This window comes from Nonomuraea sp. ATR24, assembly GCF_041950485.1.
Taxonomy (GTDB): Bacteria; Actinomycetota; Actinomycetes; order Streptosporangiales; family Streptosporangiaceae; genus Nonomuraea; species Nonomuraea ceibae.
Genome location: NZ_JBGNUU010000022.1, coordinates 39,925 through 55,557, shown reverse-complemented (window position 1 = coordinate 55,557; position 15,633 = coordinate 39,925). Strand labels below are relative to the sequence as shown.

Below are 15,633 nucleotides of genomic sequence, written 5' to 3'. Positions count from 1 at the left end.
AGTATCGCGAACCGCTATGCGGCCGTGTAGGTGAGCGCCACGACCCCCGTGGCGAACGTCCGGCAGTCGAGGAGCTTGAGCGGCAGCTCGCCGAACCCCTGGTCGAACAGCCGCCGCCCGCTGCCGACGACGACGGGGTTGACCAGGAGGCCCAGCTCGTCGACCAGCCCGGCCCGCAGCAGCGACCTGACGAGGGTCGGGCTGCCGGTGGTGAGGATGTCCGGCCCGTCGCCCCGCCTGAGCGCGGCCACCTCGGCCACGGCGTCACCCTTGATGAGCGTGGAGTTCTCCCACTCGGCCGCCTCCAGGGTGGTGGAGGCGACGAGCTTGGGCGTCTTGTTCATGGCGTCGGCCATCGGATTGCCGGCCTGCGTCTGGTGCGGCCAGAACGCCGCGAACTGCTCGTAGGTGTGGCGGCCCAGCAGCATGGCGCCGACCCCGGCGCGCCGCCTGGCGAGCTCGGCGCCGATCTCGCCGTCGAAATAGGGGCCCTGCCATTTCTCCGGCGACTCCACGACGCCGTCCAGGGAAATGAAAAGACCGCAGATCATCTTGCGCATGGTTTCTCCAGGGAAGGCCTCGTACCGGCTCGGGAACGAGGCTTCCACCGGGCTCAGCAGCACGTCAACGGCGCTGCCTTCTCGAAACCTGCTGTTCTGCGCGGCGCGCTATTTGGCGTCCATCAGCGCGATCCAGTCGTTCACCAGCTTCTCCAGCGTCGCCTTGGCGGCCGTGACCTCGTCCATGCTGCGCAGCTTGGCGTAGGCCTTGCCCTTGGGGCCCGGCTCCAGCAGGCCGGTGTCGTCCGTCAGCAGGGCGCCCTGGTGGAAGATGACCGCGACGCAGTCCTTGAGCCTGGGGTTGAACGTGGCCAGCTCCTCCTTGTAGCTGAAGCTGGGGCCGCCCCATTTCACGTCTTCCTCGATTTCCGGATGCGCGCTGATGATGGCCCTGACGGCGGCCATCTCTTCCTTCAGCGGGTGGTCGAGCTTGTCGAGGAAGTCGTCAACCTTCGCGGAGTTGGACATTTCGCAAAGCTAACACCGGCTGCGGTCCCGTCAGCTTCTTCCATCGTGCTCGACCGGCGTTCCTACTCCTGGCCCTCCTCGGGCAGCCCGTTGTCGAACTGCTTCGGCTGCACGTGCTTGTGCGGCCCGCCCCGCTCGGCCTTGGCCAGCGCGGCGGTGTCCGGGTAGTCGGTGACGAAGGCGTCCACGCCCAGGTCCAGGTGGGCGCGGTACTCGGCGAGCGCGTCACCGTGGTCCGTCGGGACCTGGCCCCGGCGCAGCGGCCCCGGCAGGTACTGGTTCTCGCTGCGGAAGGTGTAGACGCCGATCTTCAGCCCCGCCCGGTGCGCGTCGGACACCAGCGTCGTCGGCTTGCCCCAGCTTCCGTCCGGGTTGACGGGGATGGCGGAGGACTTGTCCGGCCCGATCCACTGCGCGTACTCGGCGATCTTCGCCAGCCCCTCGGGCTTCATCATGTCGGCGTACGTCGTCGGGTCCCCGGCCGCCTTCAGGTCGTACGGCTGGCCGCTGGTGCCGAGCGCCTGCCACAGCGGCACGCGCAGGTCCTTGGCCACCCGCTTCAGGCTCGACGGCTCGAACGACTGCACCACCACGGGGCTGTTCGGCCGGTTGAGCCCGTTGCGCTTGACCGTCTCGATCAGCGGCTCCTCCAGCGGCAGCCCGATGGACCTGAAGTACGTCGGGTGCTTGGTCTCGGGGAACACGCCGACCCGCTTGCCGTACTGGCGCGACATCCGCTCGGCCAGGTCGATCACCTCCTGGAAGGTGAGCACCTGGTAGTAGCCGTTGTAGACGGTGTTGCGCTGGCGGATCGACGGCAGCCGCTCGACCGCGCGCAGCGTCTTCAGCTCGGCCAGGGTGAAGTCCTCCGTGAACCAGCCGGTCACGTTCCGTCCGTCGATGACCTTGGTGGTCCTGCGGGCGGCGAACTCGGGGCGCAGGGACACGTCGGTGGTGCCGGAGATCTCGTTCTCGTGCCTGGCCACCAGCACGTGGTCCTTGGTCGGCACCAGGTCGGGCTCGATCCAGTCGGCGCCCAGGGCGACGGCGAGTTCGTAGCTGCCCTGCGTGTGCTCGGGGCGGTGGCCCGCCGCGCCGCGGTGGCCGATGACGACGACCTGGGACCGGTCCGGCTTCCCCGCCGCCACGGCCGCGGTCGGGGCGGGGGCCGGGGTCGCGGCGGCGGCTCCTCCGGCACCGGCCACGGCTGCGGCTCCGGCGAGGGGGGTGAGGACGGCGAGGGTGGTGGCTGCGATCTTGCGCACGTGAAGCTCCCTGCGGCAGCTGCACCGGAGACTCTCACCGGTGATCACCGCGCGGATTATGGTACGGACCGAAATCCCCCAATGGGACAACAATGGCGAAATTTCCGGTGACCGGCATGGCAACGAGCCTGTGCCTCCGCCGAGCCGGTCACCGGGGGCCGCCGGCGTGCAGGGCTTCCCGCTCCCACTCGGGGCGTGGCTGCGTGTGCAGCCGCCAGTAGTGCTCGGCGATGTCGTCCGGGTCGAAGTCGGTGCCCGGGGCGACCGGACCCGCCACGGTCACGCTCGCCACGTGCACCCCGGCGGGCCCGTACTCCTGGTCGAGCAGCGTGACCAGCGTCCGCACGCCCGCCTTGCCCAGCGAGAGGCTCACGTACTGCGGCTTGGGCTCGGGCATGCCGCCGGTGACGAGGAACGTCCCGTGGCCGCGCGCCGCCATCGCGGGTGCGAGCCGGGCGGCGGCGTTGAGCGCGCCGACCACGTTCACCGCCCACGCCTCCATGTGCCCGCGCACCGACAGCTCGCCCGGCCGGTCGGCCCGGATGATCGCGGCGTTGTACACGACGACGTCCGGCACGCCATGCGCCCTGACCGCCTCGTCGAGCGCGGCGCGCAGCGCGGCCTCGTCGGTGCTGTCCGCCTCCAGCCGCAGGACCGGAACCCCCTCGGCGGCGACCGCCTCCCCCACCGCGCGCAACGTCCGCCCGCTCCGCGCGACCAGCGCGATCGACATCCCCTCCCTGGCGAACCGGCGAGCCACCGCCTGCCCGATCCCCGGCCCCGCCCCGATGATCACCGCACTCGACACCGACATCTCCCCCTTTTTCGTGACCAGTGATAATTGGGGACGGTAAGGCGTCACATCGATGTGAAGGTCAAGCGGAAGGAGCCGGATGCGCATCGGCGACCTCGCCCACCGGACCGGGGTGCACCGGCGGCTGCTTCGCTACTACGAGGAGCAGGGCCTCCTCAGCCCGGCCCGGCTGGTCAACGGCTACCGCGAGTACAGCGAGGCGGACATCGCGACCGTGCGCCACATCCGCGCCATGCTCGCCGCCGGGCTCCCCACCGCGGTCATCGGCCGTGTCCTGCACTGCGTCCACGACACGGACACCGGCCTGCCCGTGCCGGCCGACTGCCCGGCCTTCATCGAGGCCCTGCACCACGAACGCACCCGCATCGCCGACGCGATCGCCGCACTCCAGACCTCCCAGGACCTCCTGGACGCCCTCCTCAACACGGCCCAGCGCCGTCGGGCGTGACCGCGAGCAGGCCGGTCCCCCGCACCTTCGTGTCGCCGCTCAGCGTGAACGGCGTGACGCCGAAGGCGGCGGCCACCTCGGGAGCCAGCTCGAAGGCCGCCACCGTCCACTCCTCGACCTGCTCGGCGCTCGCCGCCCGCAGATCACCGTCGGCCGGCAGCCCGAGCTCCAGCAGCTTCACCCGTTCGCAGGGCAGCGGAGTGCCGAGGGTGAGCGAGGCGTCGTCCGGCTCGCCCGTTGCCGCGTACCGGCGGATCACCTGGCCGTTCTCCGCCACCAGCCAGGCCGACCCGTCGTCCTGCGCGCCGAAGTAGTAAGCCTGCGCCGCTCCGTACCGGTCACTGAGCTCCTGGCACGACCGCAGCACCTCCGCATGCCGCTCACCGCAAGGATCGCACCAGGCCCCCATCACCAGGGTCCAGCCGTCCACCTCGGGAGAGACGAACTCCCGCGAAAGGTGCTCACGGTCCCCCGGCTCGCCATGCCCATCGGCGTCGATCACCGCACGCGCCTCGGCGAACGTGACCGGCCGAGGCGACGACAACCCCAGGATCGCCATGACCCCGGCCTGATCACCGGTGGGAACCGCGATCCAGTAATTCCAGCACGTCGAGATCGGCTCAGCCCGATCACCCGCAGTCGCCCGCACCCGCCCACCATGCCAGAACGCCCGACCTCCGCCCATCCCACGTACGGGGGTGACATTCTCCCTACCCACGCGCACCCAGGAGTGATCGAAGGGGCAGTCTGGAACCATGTCGAAGAATCCGGCAGAGCAGGGGCGGACGGCCGCTCCGCAGCCGTGGCGGGCCGTGCGGATCGCCGCGATCACGGTGCTGGGGGTCTCGGCGCTGACCTGGTTCGTCACCGACCCGCTCCACGTGCCGGAGGACGTGCTGGAGACGCTGGACCAACGGGCCAGCGTGATCGGCATGTTCACCGGCGCGGCCGGGCTCGTCATCGCGACCCTGGGATTGCGCGCCCAACTCCAGAACCGTCCTGCCGACACCGTCCCCTCCCCCACGGTCACCCCGGCCCCCCGACGTCGTACGACCATGCTGCTCGCGACCGTCCCCGCCGCCGCGGCCCTGATCGTGCTGGCCGTCGTCTGGATCGCGCTGCCGGGCGGCCCGCCCCGCTACGAGGCCGAGACGGGCGTGCCCCACAAGGCCGTGCCCCTCAACGGTGTCGACGGCGCGTCGAACCGCGCCTCGATGGGCTATCTGAACGAGCCGGACAGCTGGGTGGACATCCGCGTACAGGCACCCCAGGCGGGCACCTACACCGCGCACGTGCGCTACCGCGCCGGCGACGGCCACGCGCGCCACTTCGTGACGGTTAATGGCCAGGACAGGCAAATCCTGGAATATCCCGCGCTCGGCTGGGGAACCTGGGCGACCGCCTCGCTCCCGGTGAAGCTGAACCAGGGCTGGAACACGCTGCGCTTCCAGCACCACAACAGGTTCGCCGAACTGGACTACATCGAAATCACCTGACCAGATTTGCGCACGCAAAGACGGTCTCCCCTATCGGCGCGCATCACGTCGTTAGAGTGCTTTCGTGATTCTTTCCAGCCGGTCCGCCCGGTTTCCTGTCGCTTTACTCACGGCCCTGCTTCTGCTGACCGCCTGCTCAGAGCGCGTAAGGGGCGCCTCCGTACCTGCGGAAAAGAGCCCATCGGCGCGGCCGTTGGTCGACCTGCGCAAGGAGGTGAAGCGGAAAGGGAAAGTCCTGCTGCACCACATTGCCAAAAGCGGCGAGACTGATTGGACAGGCGAACTGAAGGTGGGGAACTCGTACAAGCTGGCCGTGGACTGCACCGGCTCCTGGGGGGAGCTGGCAATAGTGCTCAGCGAGAGCTTCCGGACGACGCGGCGGTGCAGCGCTGGCTATACCACGTTCACGTTGGACAACTACCCCGCCAAGAAACCGAGACCGCGCACGTTGACCATCAAGGCGCCGCCTGACGCCCGCTGGACGGTGATGGTGGCCGGCATTCACAAGGGGAAGAAATAGGGCAGCGCGGCTATGATCCCGCGATCCGCGACGCCGCACCTGAGACAGAGCGCGCCTTCCTCACCACTGCCCACCGGCTCATCGCGGCCCGCGTACGCCCGGTGTACGCGATGAACGAATCGACGACCCTGCGCCTGGGGCGGGGTTCGTGCAGCCGGCGGATGGCGCTGCTGGGATGGCAGCACCTGCTCCTCCTGTGACCTGTCCGGGCATGTCCTGGCCGATCTGGGCTGCTTCGACTCCCGTGACGACCTGTTCGACCGGCACGGCCAGACCCTGTGCCTGCCGGTACGCATCCCCGCCGATCTCATCATGAGCCGCCGGGCGGCTTGAGCGCCGCTATCCGAGGTCCTGGGCCCGGTGGAGGCCCAGGCTCCGGTTCAGGCGCCCGGTCAGCCGGGTGACCGTGACGCGGGGCAGCAGGCGGGGCGCCCAGGTCATCGCCCGGTTGATCGTACGGCCCGGGTAGGAGTTGACGGCGCCCTTGGCGAAGGCGTCGAGGGTTCTGGCCGCGACGCCTTCGGGGGCGTCGGTGAACGCCGGGTTCATGGTGGCGGAGGTGCCGTCGAAGAACGACGTGTCGGTGGCCCCGGGATGGGCTCCCATGACGCGGACCCCCGTGCCGCGCAGCTCCTCGGCGAGGGCCTCCGTGAACGACAGCACGAACGTCTTCGTCGCCGCATAGCTGGCCTGGTACGGCATCGACTGGAAGACGGCGGTCGAGGCCACGTTGATGATCCCGCCATGTCCCCGGTCGACCATGCGCCTGCCGAGCACGTGGCTCAGCTTCATCAGGGCGGTGACGTTCAGCTCCACCGAGCTGACGTTCCGCTGGAGCGAGCTGGTCAGGAACGGGCCGACGGCGCCCGCGCCCGCGTTGTTGACCAGCAGGTCGACCGTACGACCCTGCCGGTCCAGCTCCTCGACCAGGCCCGTCACGCCGCCGGGCCCGGCGAGATCGGCGGCCACCGGGGTCACCTCGACCTGGTGCGCCTGGCGGATCTCGCCGGCGACCCGGTCCAGCGCGTCGCCGGAGCGGGCCACGAGGACGAGGTTCGCCCCGCGCCGCGCGAGCTCGCGGGCGTAGGCGGTGCCGAGCCCTCTGGACGCGCCGGTGACGAGCGCGGTGACGCCACGGTATCCGTACATGATCATTCCCATCTACTTCGAGTCTCAAACAAAATGGACGCTATCAGCTTCGAGACTCGAAACAAACTGGTACGCTCACGGCATGACGAGGCAGATGCTGGAGCAGGTGGTACGGGCCAACCATGAGCTCTTCATGCTGACCGGTGACCGCATCGCCAAGGCACTCGACGAGCTCCGCCTCACCTACGCGACGGCCCAGGCGCTCTGGGCGATCGACCCCGCGGGGCCCGCGCCGTCGATGAAGGCCCTGGCGGAACGCCTGTTCTGCAACGCCCCCAACCTCAGCTTCGTCGTCAACCAGCTGACCGATCGCGGATACGCGGAACGCGCCGTGGACCCGGGCGACCGGCGTTCGCGGGTCGTGGTGCTGACCGAGCAAGGCCGGCAGGCACGCGAACGCGTCATCGACGTCACGCTCGCCCAAACCCCGTTCGCCCACTGCGACCCCGAAGACCTGAGCCGGCTCGCCGAAATCCTCCAGCGCGTGCTGACCAGGGCGCGATGAGGCCGACCCGGTCGTGGCCTACGAGGGGAGCCACGAGGGCCACCAGGGAAGCACGCAATCACCGGGAGTGCCCTCGCCCGCCAGGTCGTACACCGTCATGGCCACGGGCCCGGCGACGGAGCCGGCGACGGTGAGAGCGAGCAGCAGCACCCCCGGCCACACCCGCCCGGCCGGCCACGGCAGCCGGGCCAGCAGGTGGAAGGACTGCGCGCCGAGCGCCGACAGCACCGAGACGGCCGGGAAGATCACGCTCCTGCTCAGGGCCCAGCCCGTGCCGGCGAACTTCTCACCGGAGCCCAGGTCACCCAGGCAGTAGAGCTGCGCCCGAGCCACCAGGTGAATATCGAGGAACGTCCCGAACGTCGCGCACGCCAGGGCGATGACCGCGGAGAGCCCGCAGCCGAACGCCCAGTAGACCTCACGCGCCTGTGGCCTTCGCCGCACCGTCACGGCGTCATCGAAGCAGACCCGTATGCGGACGACGCGCAGCGTGTGTGCGGATCCGGTGCAGGGAGCCCGCGGCCGGCGTGGTCTCGGCGCGCACGCCGGAGAAGGCCGGCAGGCGTCCCTGCTGAGCCACATGGCCGGGGTACGCATGCCGTCACGTACGGTGCCGGCCGTCATGCGGGCGTCCATGACGAGACCGCCCTGACCGCCCTCAGCTGAGCATCACCCGCCGGGCGGCGGCGTGGCGTCACCGATGTCGCCCGCCGAAGGGTCCGCCACGACCTCGCACGGCTCGACGGGCCCGGTCGTCAGCCGCCCGCTGAACTGCCAGGCGACCCCGGGACGCTCCACCGTGGGCGTGACCGGATTCTCGCTGACCTCGATCATCGCGATCTGGCCCGGCTTGATGTGGCGCGGGTAGATGGTGATGCCGTCCTGCGGGCGAATCGCCTGGTACGAGATCGACTTCTGCAGTCTCTGCCGAAGCCTGGCCTGCGTGGCGGCATCGTTGCTCGACAGCTCCTCCCTGGTCGCGCCGAAGTGGTCACCCTTGAGGAAGGGCGCCCGGTTGTTTCCGCAGCGCTTGCCGAGAGGCAGGTAGGTGATGTCGGCCCGCACCCCCCAATCGGCCAGCTCCTTCTCAAGGTGCTCGGGGTCCCGGAAGTCGTAGATCTTGAGGTTGATCGATCCGTCCTGGTTCTTCGTCAGGGCGTACGCAGGCTCGGCGGAACCGAGCAGGGAAGGCACGGCCACGCCCACCGCGACGGCCGCCGCCACGGCCGCGCCCATCGCGAGCCACCGCCCGGTGCGCCGACCGAACCGGGGCGGCGGCGCGGTCGCCTCCCGGACGAGCCGGAGCCGTTGCCGGGCCAGGGAGCGGGGCGGCTCGTGCTCCAGTTCCTTGATGAGCGTCTTCAGGTCATCCATGATCGTTCTCCTCCAACGGGTTGACTCCGCCCAGCGTGTGGCGGACCTTGCGCCGGGCCCGGTTGAGCCGTGACTTGACCGTGCCGACCGGGATGCCGAGCGCGCGGGCCGCTTCCTCGTACGTCATGTCGCTCCAGGCGACCAGCAGCAGGACGTCGCGGTCGCCCCGCGACAGCAGCGTGAGCGCGTTCAGCAGGACCGTCCGCGACCCTTGGGCGGTCAGCTCGCGGGTGATCGCCTCTTCCGGCCCCTCGACGGGCCGGGCCGGGCTCTGCCGTTCCAGCGCCCGGTAGCGGCTGACCTCGGTCCGGCGGTGGCCGGTGATGAGCCTGGTCGCGATCCCCAGCAGCCACGGCCGGGCATCGCGGTAGGAGCTGTCGTACGCGTCGCGCCGGCGGAAGGCGATCAGGAACGTCTCCCCGACAAGGTCCTCGGCGAGTTCCGGGCCGAGCCGGAAGGAGATGTACCGGTAGAGCGTCGCGGCATGGCGGTCGAACAGGGCGGCGAACTTCTCCGGATCATCGAGCGAGCCTGCGATGATCTCGGAGTCCACCACCGTTGGTGACGTGTCGGTCACCATAGATGATCTGTTTCCAGCATGGGACCCCCTTCGAGATGTCATCTGTGTCTTGTCACGAGAGCCGGAAGTGTTCACCGGTGCCGTCGCCGGGGTCCTGAAACGACGAATCCCGCCCGATCGCGATGATCGGACGGGATCCCGTCGGCTGCATGCCTGGTCAGGGGGTCATGCCGGGCCGGGGTCCTGGACGTCCGGCCCGGTCTCGCCCCCGTACGTGGCGATCTTGTACTCGACCGCCGTGAGGGAGAGGGTGAGCTCACGGATCCGGCGGCGGATGGTGTCGCGATGCTCGACCAGCACATCGAGCCGCTCCGGCACCGTGTGCGCCCCGGAGTCGACGAGCGAGATGTAGTGCTGCAGGTCGCGCATCGGCATGCCGGACAGCCGCATCCGCGTGAGGAACACCAGCCGCCGGACCACGTCGGCGTCGTAGACGCGATGCCCGTTTCCGTCACGGGCCACCTCGACCAGCCCGGCCCGCTCGTAGTAGCGCAGCGTGTGCGGCGAGATGTCGAGAAGGTCGGCGACCTCGGCGATCGTCATCGTCTCGGGCAGATCGCCCAGGTCGGCCAGGCGGTGGATCGCCTCGACCGACAGCGGCCCGTCGTCCCCGAGCGCCGCCAGCGCCCTGGCCATCAGCTCGTCGGTAGCCATGACCACGAGCCTAGACGGGCCGTACCGATGCGGGGACACCCGCGAAGTCGGCGCTGCGGGCGACCTCGGCCCACCGCTCGACCTCGTCCAGGCCGCGCCGGTAGGCGCCCGAGATGCGCTCGACCGCCTCCCGCCCCAGCGGCAGCCGCAGCGGCACCTCGTCGCCGTGCGCGAGGGACACGATGATCTCGGCCGCCCGCACCGGGTCGCCTTCCTGGCGGCCGTCGGTCCCGGCCATGTCCGCCCGGACGTTGGCGAGCAGGTCCCGGTACGTCGCGGACGGCTCGACGAACTCCAGCACGTCGCCCCCGTTGAAACCGGTCCTGAACCGGCTCGGCTCGACGATCATCACGCGGACGCCGAACGGCGCGACCTCCCCGGCCAGGGCCTCCGACCAGCCTTCGAGCGCGAACTTCGACGCCGAGTACGCCGACACGCCGGGGAACGACGTCCGCCCGCCCTGGCTGCTCATCTGCACGATCGTCCCCGTCCCCCGCTCGCGCATGGCGGGCAGCACCGCGCGGATGAGCGCGGCAGGGCCGAACAGGTGCAGATCCATCAGCTCCCGCAACTGCGCGTCGCTGACCTCCTCGACCGCTCCGACCACGGCCCGGCCCGCGTTGTTGACCAGCACGTCGATCTGACCGAAACGGTCGAGACTGTCCCGTACGAGGCGCTCGGCCCCGGCGACGTCCCGGGCGTCGAACGCCGCGACCAGGCAACTGTCCGGGTACTCGGCCGCCAGGTCGGCCACGCTCCCGGGCCTGCGTACCGCCGCCACCACGCGGTCGCCCGCCTTGAGCGCCGCCTCCGCCAGTGCGCGCCCGAATCCGCGGGACGCGCCGGTGATGATCCAAGTCCGTGTTGTCATGGCGTGGACGCTAGGCGTTGGAGCGCGCTCAAACGCAAACCGTCGCCGGCTCGGTCAGATGAGGGGCGAGGTCACCCGCAGGGACCACTCGTCCTCGCGCGGGTTCGCGTCGATCCAGGCGATCACCGGCCGGCCGGTGCCGGTGAGGGACATGGCCAGCTGCTCCGGGACGTTCCCCGCCTTGGCGATCCTCGTGGCCCGGCAGGCGGTGCCCCGGCAGGAATGGACGACCAGGTGCGCGTCGGCGAACGTCGCCACCAGCGCCCGGTCGCCGGAGAGCACCAGGCCGGGCGGGTCCTCGTGACGATCCCCGGCGAGCGTGGCGCTCTGCGCCCTGGAACAGGCCCGGTCCTGGCAGTCGAGCAGCTTGATCGCGCCGGCTGCCGGGTCGCCGTAGGCGATGACCGGCCGCCCGTCCCGCCGTACGGCCAGGGACAGGCCGCGCATCCGGGCCCCGGCTGCCGTCAGCGGCGGTCCCGGTGTGGTCACCGTGGCCGACGCGCAGTCCGCTGTCTCGCAGGTCACCAGGGAGACCGCGCCGCTGTCACCGTCACGGACGGCGGCGACAGGCCGGCCGTCCGGGCCGAAGGCGACCTTCAACGCGTGCTTGTCGGTGGTCCCCGCGATGTCACGCCTCAGCCGTACCGGGGTATGCCGCACCGGATCGGCGCACGCGAGGTCGCGGCACGAGGTGAAGGTCAGCGTCTTGGCGTCGTCGGGCCTGTCGGCCTGAACCAGGACCACGCCGCCCGGGTGGGCCGCCACCGCCAGCCTCGACCACAGGAACTGCCCGTCGTCCTGGGACCACCAGGCGATCGGCTTCCCGGGAGCCGAGCAGCCGGCCTGGTCGCAGGCCGCCAGGCGGAGCCGGTAGTTGCGCTCCGTCTGGTCCCAGTCCCAGGAGGCGACCACCGTCCTGCCGTCGGGCAGAGCCGCGGTCGCGGCGAACCGGTCGGTACGGTTGTCACCCGCGTAGAAGATGTCCAGGTCGGCGCAGGTGAGGTCCGGGCAGGTCAGCATCCTGGGCGCGTCGTCGTCGAAGCCCTGCATGTACATCGCGAGCTTCGGCCCGGGAGAGACGTACAGCGCCGTGAGGTCCCGCGACCACACGACAGGCCCGCGGTCGCCGCCGTCGTCGTCCGCTTCGTCCGCTTCGTCCGCCGGGGACAACGCGGCCACGTGGTCGGAGACCTCCACCCACCCCAGCGGGTTCACCGCGGCGACGGCGCCGGTCACCAGGCCGGGCAGCACGAGCAGCGCCAGGATCGGTGCCGTCCGGGTACGCGCTCCGTCCCGCTCCGGTAACCGGTCGACGATGGCGCGCAGTTCGGGACGGCTCACCTCGTGCCACTGCTTCGCGATGCGGTTCAGGAAGACCACGGCGAGCACGGCGGCCTGTAACGCGGACAGCAGGACGGCGGCGGCCGAGTTCACCGCGACGTTCACCGGATAGGGCAGGCGGTCGGCCACCCAGTCGAAGCCGCCGGCGGCCAGGCCGGGCAGGATGATCACGCCGATCGCCAGCGGGAGCGGCGAGGTGAACCGCATCGTCGCCACGAGCCGGTACGCCCGGCGCAGCGCCGCGAACGGCCCCAGCTCCTCCAGCAGCATGGCGGGCATCGCCAGCAGGCCGGGCATCAGGGCCAGTCCGACGACCACGATCGCCGCGATGCCCGCCCACGGGTTCACGAACACGGTCAACGCCACCCCGGCAGCCGCCGTCAGTGCCAGGAAGGCGACCTGGACGAAGGCGAGCGCGGTGAGCCCTCGCCCCCGACGTACCGCCGCCCGGAGCGCGGACCGCCAGTGCACCGGCCAGCCCAGCACCCGGCCCGCGGCCATGAGCATGGTCGCGCCCCCGGCGACCGCGGCGGCGGGCACGCCGATCAGCACCAGCACGCCGAGCCAGGCGAACAGCGGCACATCCGCGTCCCCGACCAGCTCGATCCGCCCGTTGACCACCAGAAGCCGCCCGGCGGCCGCGATCGGCAACAGCGCCACCGCCAGCAGGCCGACCGGGATCGACAGCACCGTCGTGGGCACCATCAGCGTGAACAGGTGGCGTAGGACGCGCGTGCCCACGATGCTCAATGCCGACGTTCCGACCAGCGCGGCCCGCATGCGTTCCGCCCAGACGTCCGCCACCGCGCCGGAATTCTCTGCCATGCGGAAGATCCAACCAGGCCCGCTTTCAACTCACTGAACAATTCCGGCCGTTCCCGGAACAGGCGGACTCCCTCCCTTGAGGAATTCCGTCCCCCGGCGAACGATCTCCCCACGCGCCCCGCAATTTGACCTCAACCCGCCTTGAGTTCCTAGCGTGATCTGCAATTCCGGTCCGAACGTCCAGGAGGATCACCATGCGGATCAGCACCACCTTGCCCATGACAAAGACCGGCGTGCCTGACATCGCGATGGCGAAGCGCCTTGAGGACCTCGGCTACGACTCGCTCGGCATGGCCGACTTCATCGTCGGAGACGGGACACCGAGCTTCGACGCCATGCTCGTCCTGGCCGCCGCCGCAACGGTGACCGACACGATCGGGCTGGAGTTCGGCGTGCTCAGCCTCCCGCTGCGCCCGACCGCCTGGATCGCCGCGCAGATACAGACACTTCAGCACTTGTCAGGCAACCGGGTCACCCTGGGCGTAGGGATCGGCGGCTTCCCCGGCTCGCCGTTCTGGCGTGCGGTCGGAGCGCCCGTTCAGGGCCGGGGGCGCCGGGCCGACGAAGCCCTGCAAGCGCTCCCCGGCCTGATCCGTGGTGAGGCGACCCAACTGGGCGAGGACGAGGTCACTCTCGGCCCGGCCGCCCCGGTCCCGCCCATCCTCGTCGGCGGGAACTCCGAGGCGGCGATGCGCCGCGCCGTCCGCCTCGGTGACGGCTGGGTGCCCTCCTTGATCAGCCCCGCGGCTCTGCGCAAGAAGGCGGTACGGCTGCGCGAGATCGCCGGCGAGCTGGGCCGCCCGGTTCCGACGATCTCGGTGGGCGGCCATGCGATCCTCGTCGACGACCCGGCCGCCGTCGCCTCCTTCACCCGCATCCTGGTGGACGTGCACGGCATGGCCCCGGAGGAAGCGGCAGCCGTACCCGTCACCGGCACCCCGGCACAGGTGGCGGACCGCCTCCACGCCTACGCGGAGGCGGGCGCCGACACGGTCGGGCTCAGCCTCGACGGCGGGGACTGGACCCGGCAGGCGGAGGCGTTCGCGGAGGCCAGAGCACAACTGACCCATGTCCGGGACGCCTGAAGCAGGCGACCCGCGAACCAGGACCCGAGCCGCTCGACGGGTCCGCGCTCAGCGGACCTGACCGCTGCTCCAGGCCCAGGCGGCGATGCCGACCCGATTGGCGGCTCCCACCTTGCGCTGGATATGCGCAATGTGCGTTTTGACCGTGCCCGGGCTGATGACCAGCTCGGCGGCGATGTCGGCGTTGGTGCGCCCTCGCGCCACCAGAAGGGCGATCTCCAGCTCACGCGCGGTGAGCGGGTCCTTCAGCGGCGGCGGGGCCGTCCGGATCAGGCCCCGGAGCAGCCGGAGGGTCACCTGCGGGCTGATCAGCGTGTCACCTGCCATCGCCGCGCGGACCGCTTCCACCAGCAGGGTGGGGCCCGACCGTTTGAGCAGAAAGCCGCACGCCCCTTCCCGCAGCGCGGTGTGGACGTACTCGTCCAGGTCGAAGGTGGTCACGACGATCACGCGGGTCTCGGCGGCGAGCTGCCGGGTGACCTCCAGCCCGTCCAGGCCCGGCATGCGGATGTCGGCCAGCACCACATCGGGACGCAGGTGACGGGCCAGCTCGAGCGCCCGCGCGCCGTCGGCGGCCTCGCCCACCACGGTCATGTCCGGCTGCGCGTCGAGGATCAGCCGGAACCCGATCCGCACGTCCTCCTGGTCGTCGGCGATGAGAATCCGCGTCGTCATCCGTAACCGCCGGCCGTCATGCGGGGATCCGCGCGGTTACCTGCCAGCCTCGCCGGTCCGGGCCTGCCGCCAGCTTCCCGCCACGCGCCTCCAGCAGGTGGGCCAGGCTCGCCAGCCCGAAACCGCCGGCTCTGGTGCTCTGCGACCTGCCCCCGCCGTCGTCCTCCACCCGTACGCGCAGGACCTCCCCTTCCTTACGAATGTCCACCCGCACGGTCGTGGTGCGCGGTGCGTGCCGGCGTACGTTGGTCAGCGCCTCCGTCACCACCCGGTAGGCCAGCGACGAGACCTCGTGGCGTACCGCCATGCCCGGCTCGACGGCCAGCTCCACCCGCACGGCCGGCGAGAACGCGTCCGCCAGGCGCTCCAGCTCCTCGATCCCCGGCCCCCGCTCGCCCAGCGCGTGCACGGCCCGGTCCAGCGAGGCCAGCGCCCGCTGCCCGGCGTCCTCGATGCGCCGCAGCGCCTCGGCGACCGGCTCCGGCAGCGTGCCGGCCACCACCTGGGCGGCCTGCGCCTGCACCAGCATGCCGTTGAGGTCGTGGGCGACGAAGTCGTGCAGGTCACGGGCGAGCCCGAGCCGCTGCGCCCGCTCGGCCTCCTCGACCGCACGCCGCCGCTTGTCGTCCAGCCCACGCAGGTAGAGCCCGGCCCCCACGGCCGCCACAGCGCCGAGCGCCCACCCGGCACAGGCGCCGAACGCCAGCTGCGGCGGCCCCTGCCACACGGCCCGCAGCAGGATGAAGGCCACCGCGAGCCCGCTCAGCCCCGCGCACACGGCCGCCCGCCCTCCTGGGGAGCGCCGGACGGTGACAGCGGTCAGGACCAGGAGCACCGACACCTCGCCCACCTGCAACGGCGCGCTGCCGCTGACCGTCCCGGTCAGCGGATGCGCCAGCGTGACGGCCAGCGAGAGCGCCCCGGCGGCTCCCGCTCCCCAGGCCACCGGGAGCCGGCGTGCCGCGTCACCACGCCGGCCCTCCGCCTCGCCGTACGCCCTCAT

The 15,633-nt window shown here is 71.0% G+C and carries 19 protein-coding genes; 5 read left to right on the top strand and 14 right to left on the bottom strand.

What is annotated here, in order from left to right:
• Window positions 1-14 precede the first annotated feature (14 nt).
• The 4 genes from ACBI99_RS37255 to ACBI99_RS37240 form a co-directional block, all read right to left on the bottom strand.
• Window positions 15-560, bottom strand: coding sequence for a dihydrofolate reductase family protein (locus ACBI99_RS37255; protein WP_357586160.1), 546 nt, complete (start codon window positions 558-560; stop codon window positions 15-17).
• A 108-nt stretch (window positions 561-668) separates the two neighbouring features.
• Entirely contained in the window at window positions 669-1,028 is a 360-nt protein-coding gene (locus ACBI99_RS37250) for a DUF1801 domain-containing protein (protein ID WP_219500232.1), read from the bottom strand.
• Between the two features lie 62 nt (window positions 1,029-1,090).
• Window positions 1,091-2,293: a glycerophosphodiester phosphodiesterase gene (locus tag ACBI99_RS37245; RefSeq protein WP_308125602.1), complete on the bottom strand. Its 1,203-nt coding sequence runs from the start codon at window positions 2,291-2,293 to the stop codon at window positions 1,091-1,093.
• Between the two features lie 148 nt (window positions 2,294-2,441).
• Window positions 2,442-3,107 carry an SDR family NAD(P)-dependent oxidoreductase gene (locus ACBI99_RS37240; protein ID WP_246643900.1) on the bottom strand — a complete coding sequence of 222 codons (666 nt, stop codon included), beginning with the start codon at window positions 3,105-3,107 and terminating at the stop codon, window positions 2,442-2,444.
• A gap of 79 nt (window positions 3,108-3,186) precedes the next feature.
• Between ACBI99_RS37240 and ACBI99_RS37235 the strand changes: the two genes are divergently transcribed.
• A complete protein-coding gene (locus ACBI99_RS37235; RefSeq protein WP_219500229.1) occupies window positions 3,187-3,555 on the top strand; it encodes a MerR family transcriptional regulator in 369 nt (122 codons plus the stop codon).
• Here the strand turns inward: ACBI99_RS37235 and ACBI99_RS37230 are convergent.
• On the bottom strand, window positions 3,527-4,114 hold the full coding sequence (locus tag ACBI99_RS37230; RefSeq protein ID WP_375074633.1) for a hypothetical protein: 588 nt from the start codon (window positions 4,112-4,114) through the stop codon (window positions 3,527-3,529). The two genes, ACBI99_RS37235 and ACBI99_RS37230, sit on opposite strands and share 29 nt — an antisense overlap.
• Before the next feature lie 196 nt (window positions 4,115-4,310).
• Here ACBI99_RS37230 and ACBI99_RS37225 point away from each other — a divergent pair, with 196 nt between their 5' ends.
• Window positions 4,311-5,051 (top strand): hypothetical protein, encoded by a 741-nt coding sequence (locus ACBI99_RS37225; protein WP_357586152.1) that lies wholly within the window; start codon window positions 4,311-4,313, stop codon window positions 5,049-5,051.
• 64 nt (window positions 5,052-5,115) lie between these two features.
• Window positions 5,116-5,571, top strand: coding sequence for a hypothetical protein (locus ACBI99_RS37220; RefSeq protein WP_375074632.1), 456 nt, complete (start codon window positions 5,116-5,118; stop codon window positions 5,569-5,571).
• 339 nt (window positions 5,572-5,910) lie between these two features.
• Here ACBI99_RS37220 and ACBI99_RS37215 read toward each other — a convergent pair whose 3' ends face one another.
• Window positions 5,911-6,720 carry an SDR family NAD(P)-dependent oxidoreductase gene (locus tag ACBI99_RS37215; RefSeq protein ID WP_375074631.1) on the bottom strand — a complete coding sequence of 270 codons (810 nt, stop codon included), beginning with the start codon at window positions 6,718-6,720 and terminating at the stop codon, window positions 5,911-5,913.
• Window positions 6,721-6,802: 82 nt separating this feature from the next.
• On the opposite strand from ACBI99_RS37215, the gene ACBI99_RS37210 reads away from it, so the two are divergent.
• Entirely contained in the window at window positions 6,803-7,225 is a 423-nt protein-coding gene (locus tag ACBI99_RS37210) for a MarR family winged helix-turn-helix transcriptional regulator (protein ID WP_375074630.1), read from the top strand.
• 18 nt (window positions 7,226-7,243) lie between these two features.
• On the opposite strand, the gene ACBI99_RS37205 is transcribed toward ACBI99_RS37210, so the two are convergent.
• From ACBI99_RS37205 to ACBI99_RS37180, 6 genes are all read right to left on the bottom strand, one after another.
• Complete coding sequence (locus ACBI99_RS37205; protein ID WP_375074629.1) at window positions 7,244-7,675, bottom strand: hypothetical protein; 432 nt, start codon at window positions 7,673-7,675, stop codon at window positions 7,244-7,246.
• Between the two features lie 219 nt (window positions 7,676-7,894).
• Complete coding sequence (locus ACBI99_RS37200; protein WP_375074628.1) at window positions 7,895-8,599, bottom strand: hypothetical protein; 705 nt, start codon at window positions 8,597-8,599, stop codon at window positions 7,895-7,897.
• Window positions 8,592-9,179, bottom strand: a complete 588-nt coding sequence (locus tag ACBI99_RS37195; protein ID WP_375074627.1) for an RNA polymerase sigma factor — start codon at window positions 9,177-9,179, stop codon at window positions 8,592-8,594. Before ACBI99_RS37195 ends, ACBI99_RS37200 begins: the two co-directional genes overlap by 8 nt.
• Window positions 9,180-9,344: 165 nt before the next feature.
• Entirely contained in the window at window positions 9,345-9,833 is a 489-nt protein-coding gene (locus ACBI99_RS37190; RefSeq protein WP_375074626.1) for a MerR family transcriptional regulator, read from the bottom strand.
• Window positions 9,834-9,843: 10 nt separating this feature from the next.
• Entirely contained in the window at window positions 9,844-10,704 is an 861-nt protein-coding gene (locus tag ACBI99_RS37185) for an SDR family NAD(P)-dependent oxidoreductase (protein WP_246643898.1), read from the bottom strand.
• A gap of 54 nt (window positions 10,705-10,758) precedes the next feature.
• Window positions 10,759-12,870, bottom strand: coding sequence for a hypothetical protein (locus ACBI99_RS37180; RefSeq protein ID WP_375074625.1), 2,112 nt, complete (start codon window positions 12,868-12,870; stop codon window positions 10,759-10,761).
• Between the two features lie 218 nt (window positions 12,871-13,088).
• Between ACBI99_RS37180 and ACBI99_RS37175 the strand changes: the two genes are divergently transcribed.
• A complete protein-coding gene (locus tag ACBI99_RS37175) occupies window positions 13,089-13,955 on the top strand; it encodes an LLM class flavin-dependent oxidoreductase (RefSeq protein ID WP_375074624.1) in 867 nt (288 codons plus the stop codon).
• A 48-nt stretch (window positions 13,956-14,003) separates the two neighbouring features.
• Here ACBI99_RS37175 and ACBI99_RS37170 read toward each other — a convergent pair whose 3' ends face one another.
• Together ACBI99_RS37170 and ACBI99_RS37165 are read right to left on the bottom strand one after the other, a co-directional pair.
• Window positions 14,004-14,630: a response regulator transcription factor gene (locus tag ACBI99_RS37170; RefSeq protein WP_219500201.1), complete on the bottom strand. Its 627-nt coding sequence runs from the start codon at window positions 14,628-14,630 to the stop codon at window positions 14,004-14,006.
• 16 nt (window positions 14,631-14,646) lie between these two features.
• On the bottom strand, window positions 14,647-15,633 hold the full coding sequence (locus ACBI99_RS37165; RefSeq protein ID WP_219500199.1) for a sensor histidine kinase: 987 nt from the start codon (window positions 15,631-15,633) through the stop codon (window positions 14,647-14,649).

What these genes read in the sequence shown, in the direction of transcription:
- ACBI99_RS37210 (WP_375074630.1), top strand. Translation starts at nt 6,803, where the DNA reads ATGACGAGGCAGATGCTGGAGCAGGTGGTACGGGCCAACCATGAGCTC.
- ACBI99_RS37175 (WP_375074624.1), top strand. Translation starts at nt 13,089, where the DNA reads ATGACAAAGACCGGCGTGCCTGACATCGCGATGGCGAAGCGCCTTGAG.
- ACBI99_RS37230 (WP_375074633.1), bottom strand. Translation starts at nt 4,114, where the DNA reads ATGGCGATCCTGGGGTTGTCGTCGCCTCGGCCGGTCACGTTCGCCGAG.
- ACBI99_RS37180 (WP_375074625.1), bottom strand. Translation starts at nt 12,870, where the DNA reads ATGGCAGAGAATTCCGGCGCGGTGGCGGACGTCTGGGCGGAACGCATG.
- ACBI99_RS37200 (WP_375074628.1), bottom strand. Translation starts at nt 8,599, where the DNA reads ATGGATGACCTGAAGACGCTCATCAAGGAACTGGAGCACGAGCCGCCC.
- ACBI99_RS37250 (WP_219500232.1), bottom strand. Translation starts at nt 1,028, where the DNA reads ATGTCCAACTCCGCGAAGGTTGACGACTTCCTCGACAAGCTCGACCAC.
- ACBI99_RS37240 (WP_246643900.1), bottom strand. Translation starts at nt 3,107, where the DNA reads ATGTCGGTGTCGAGTGCGGTGATCATCGGGGCGGGGCCGGGGATCGGG.
- ACBI99_RS37255 (WP_357586160.1), bottom strand. Translation starts at nt 560, where the DNA reads ATGCGCAAGATGATCTGCGGTCTTTTCATTTCCCTGGACGGCGTCGTG.
- ACBI99_RS37195 (WP_375074627.1), bottom strand. Translation starts at nt 9,179, where the DNA reads ATGGTGACCGACACGTCACCAACGGTGGTGGACTCCGAGATCATCGCA.
- ACBI99_RS37185 (WP_246643898.1), bottom strand. Translation starts at nt 10,704, where the DNA reads ATGACAACACGGACTTGGATCATCACCGGCGCGTCCCGCGGATTCGGG.
- ACBI99_RS37165 (WP_219500199.1), bottom strand. Translation starts at nt 15,633, where the DNA reads ATGAGGGCGTACGGCGAGGCGGAGGGCCGGCGTGGTGACGCGGCACGC.
- ACBI99_RS37225 (WP_357586152.1), top strand. Translation starts at nt 4,311, where the DNA reads ATGTCGAAGAATCCGGCAGAGCAGGGGCGGACGGCCGCTCCGCAGCCG.
- ACBI99_RS37170 (WP_219500201.1), bottom strand. Translation starts at nt 14,630, where the DNA reads ATGACGACGCGGATTCTCATCGCCGACGACCAGGAGGACGTGCGGATC.
- ACBI99_RS37190 (WP_375074626.1), bottom strand. Translation starts at nt 9,833, where the DNA reads ATGGCTACCGACGAGCTGATGGCCAGGGCGCTGGCGGCGCTCGGGGAC.
- ACBI99_RS37235 (WP_219500229.1), top strand. Translation starts at nt 3,187, where the DNA reads ATGCGCATCGGCGACCTCGCCCACCGGACCGGGGTGCACCGGCGGCTG.
- ACBI99_RS37215 (WP_375074631.1), bottom strand. Translation starts at nt 6,720, where the DNA reads ATGTACGGATACCGTGGCGTCACCGCGCTCGTCACCGGCGCGTCCAGA.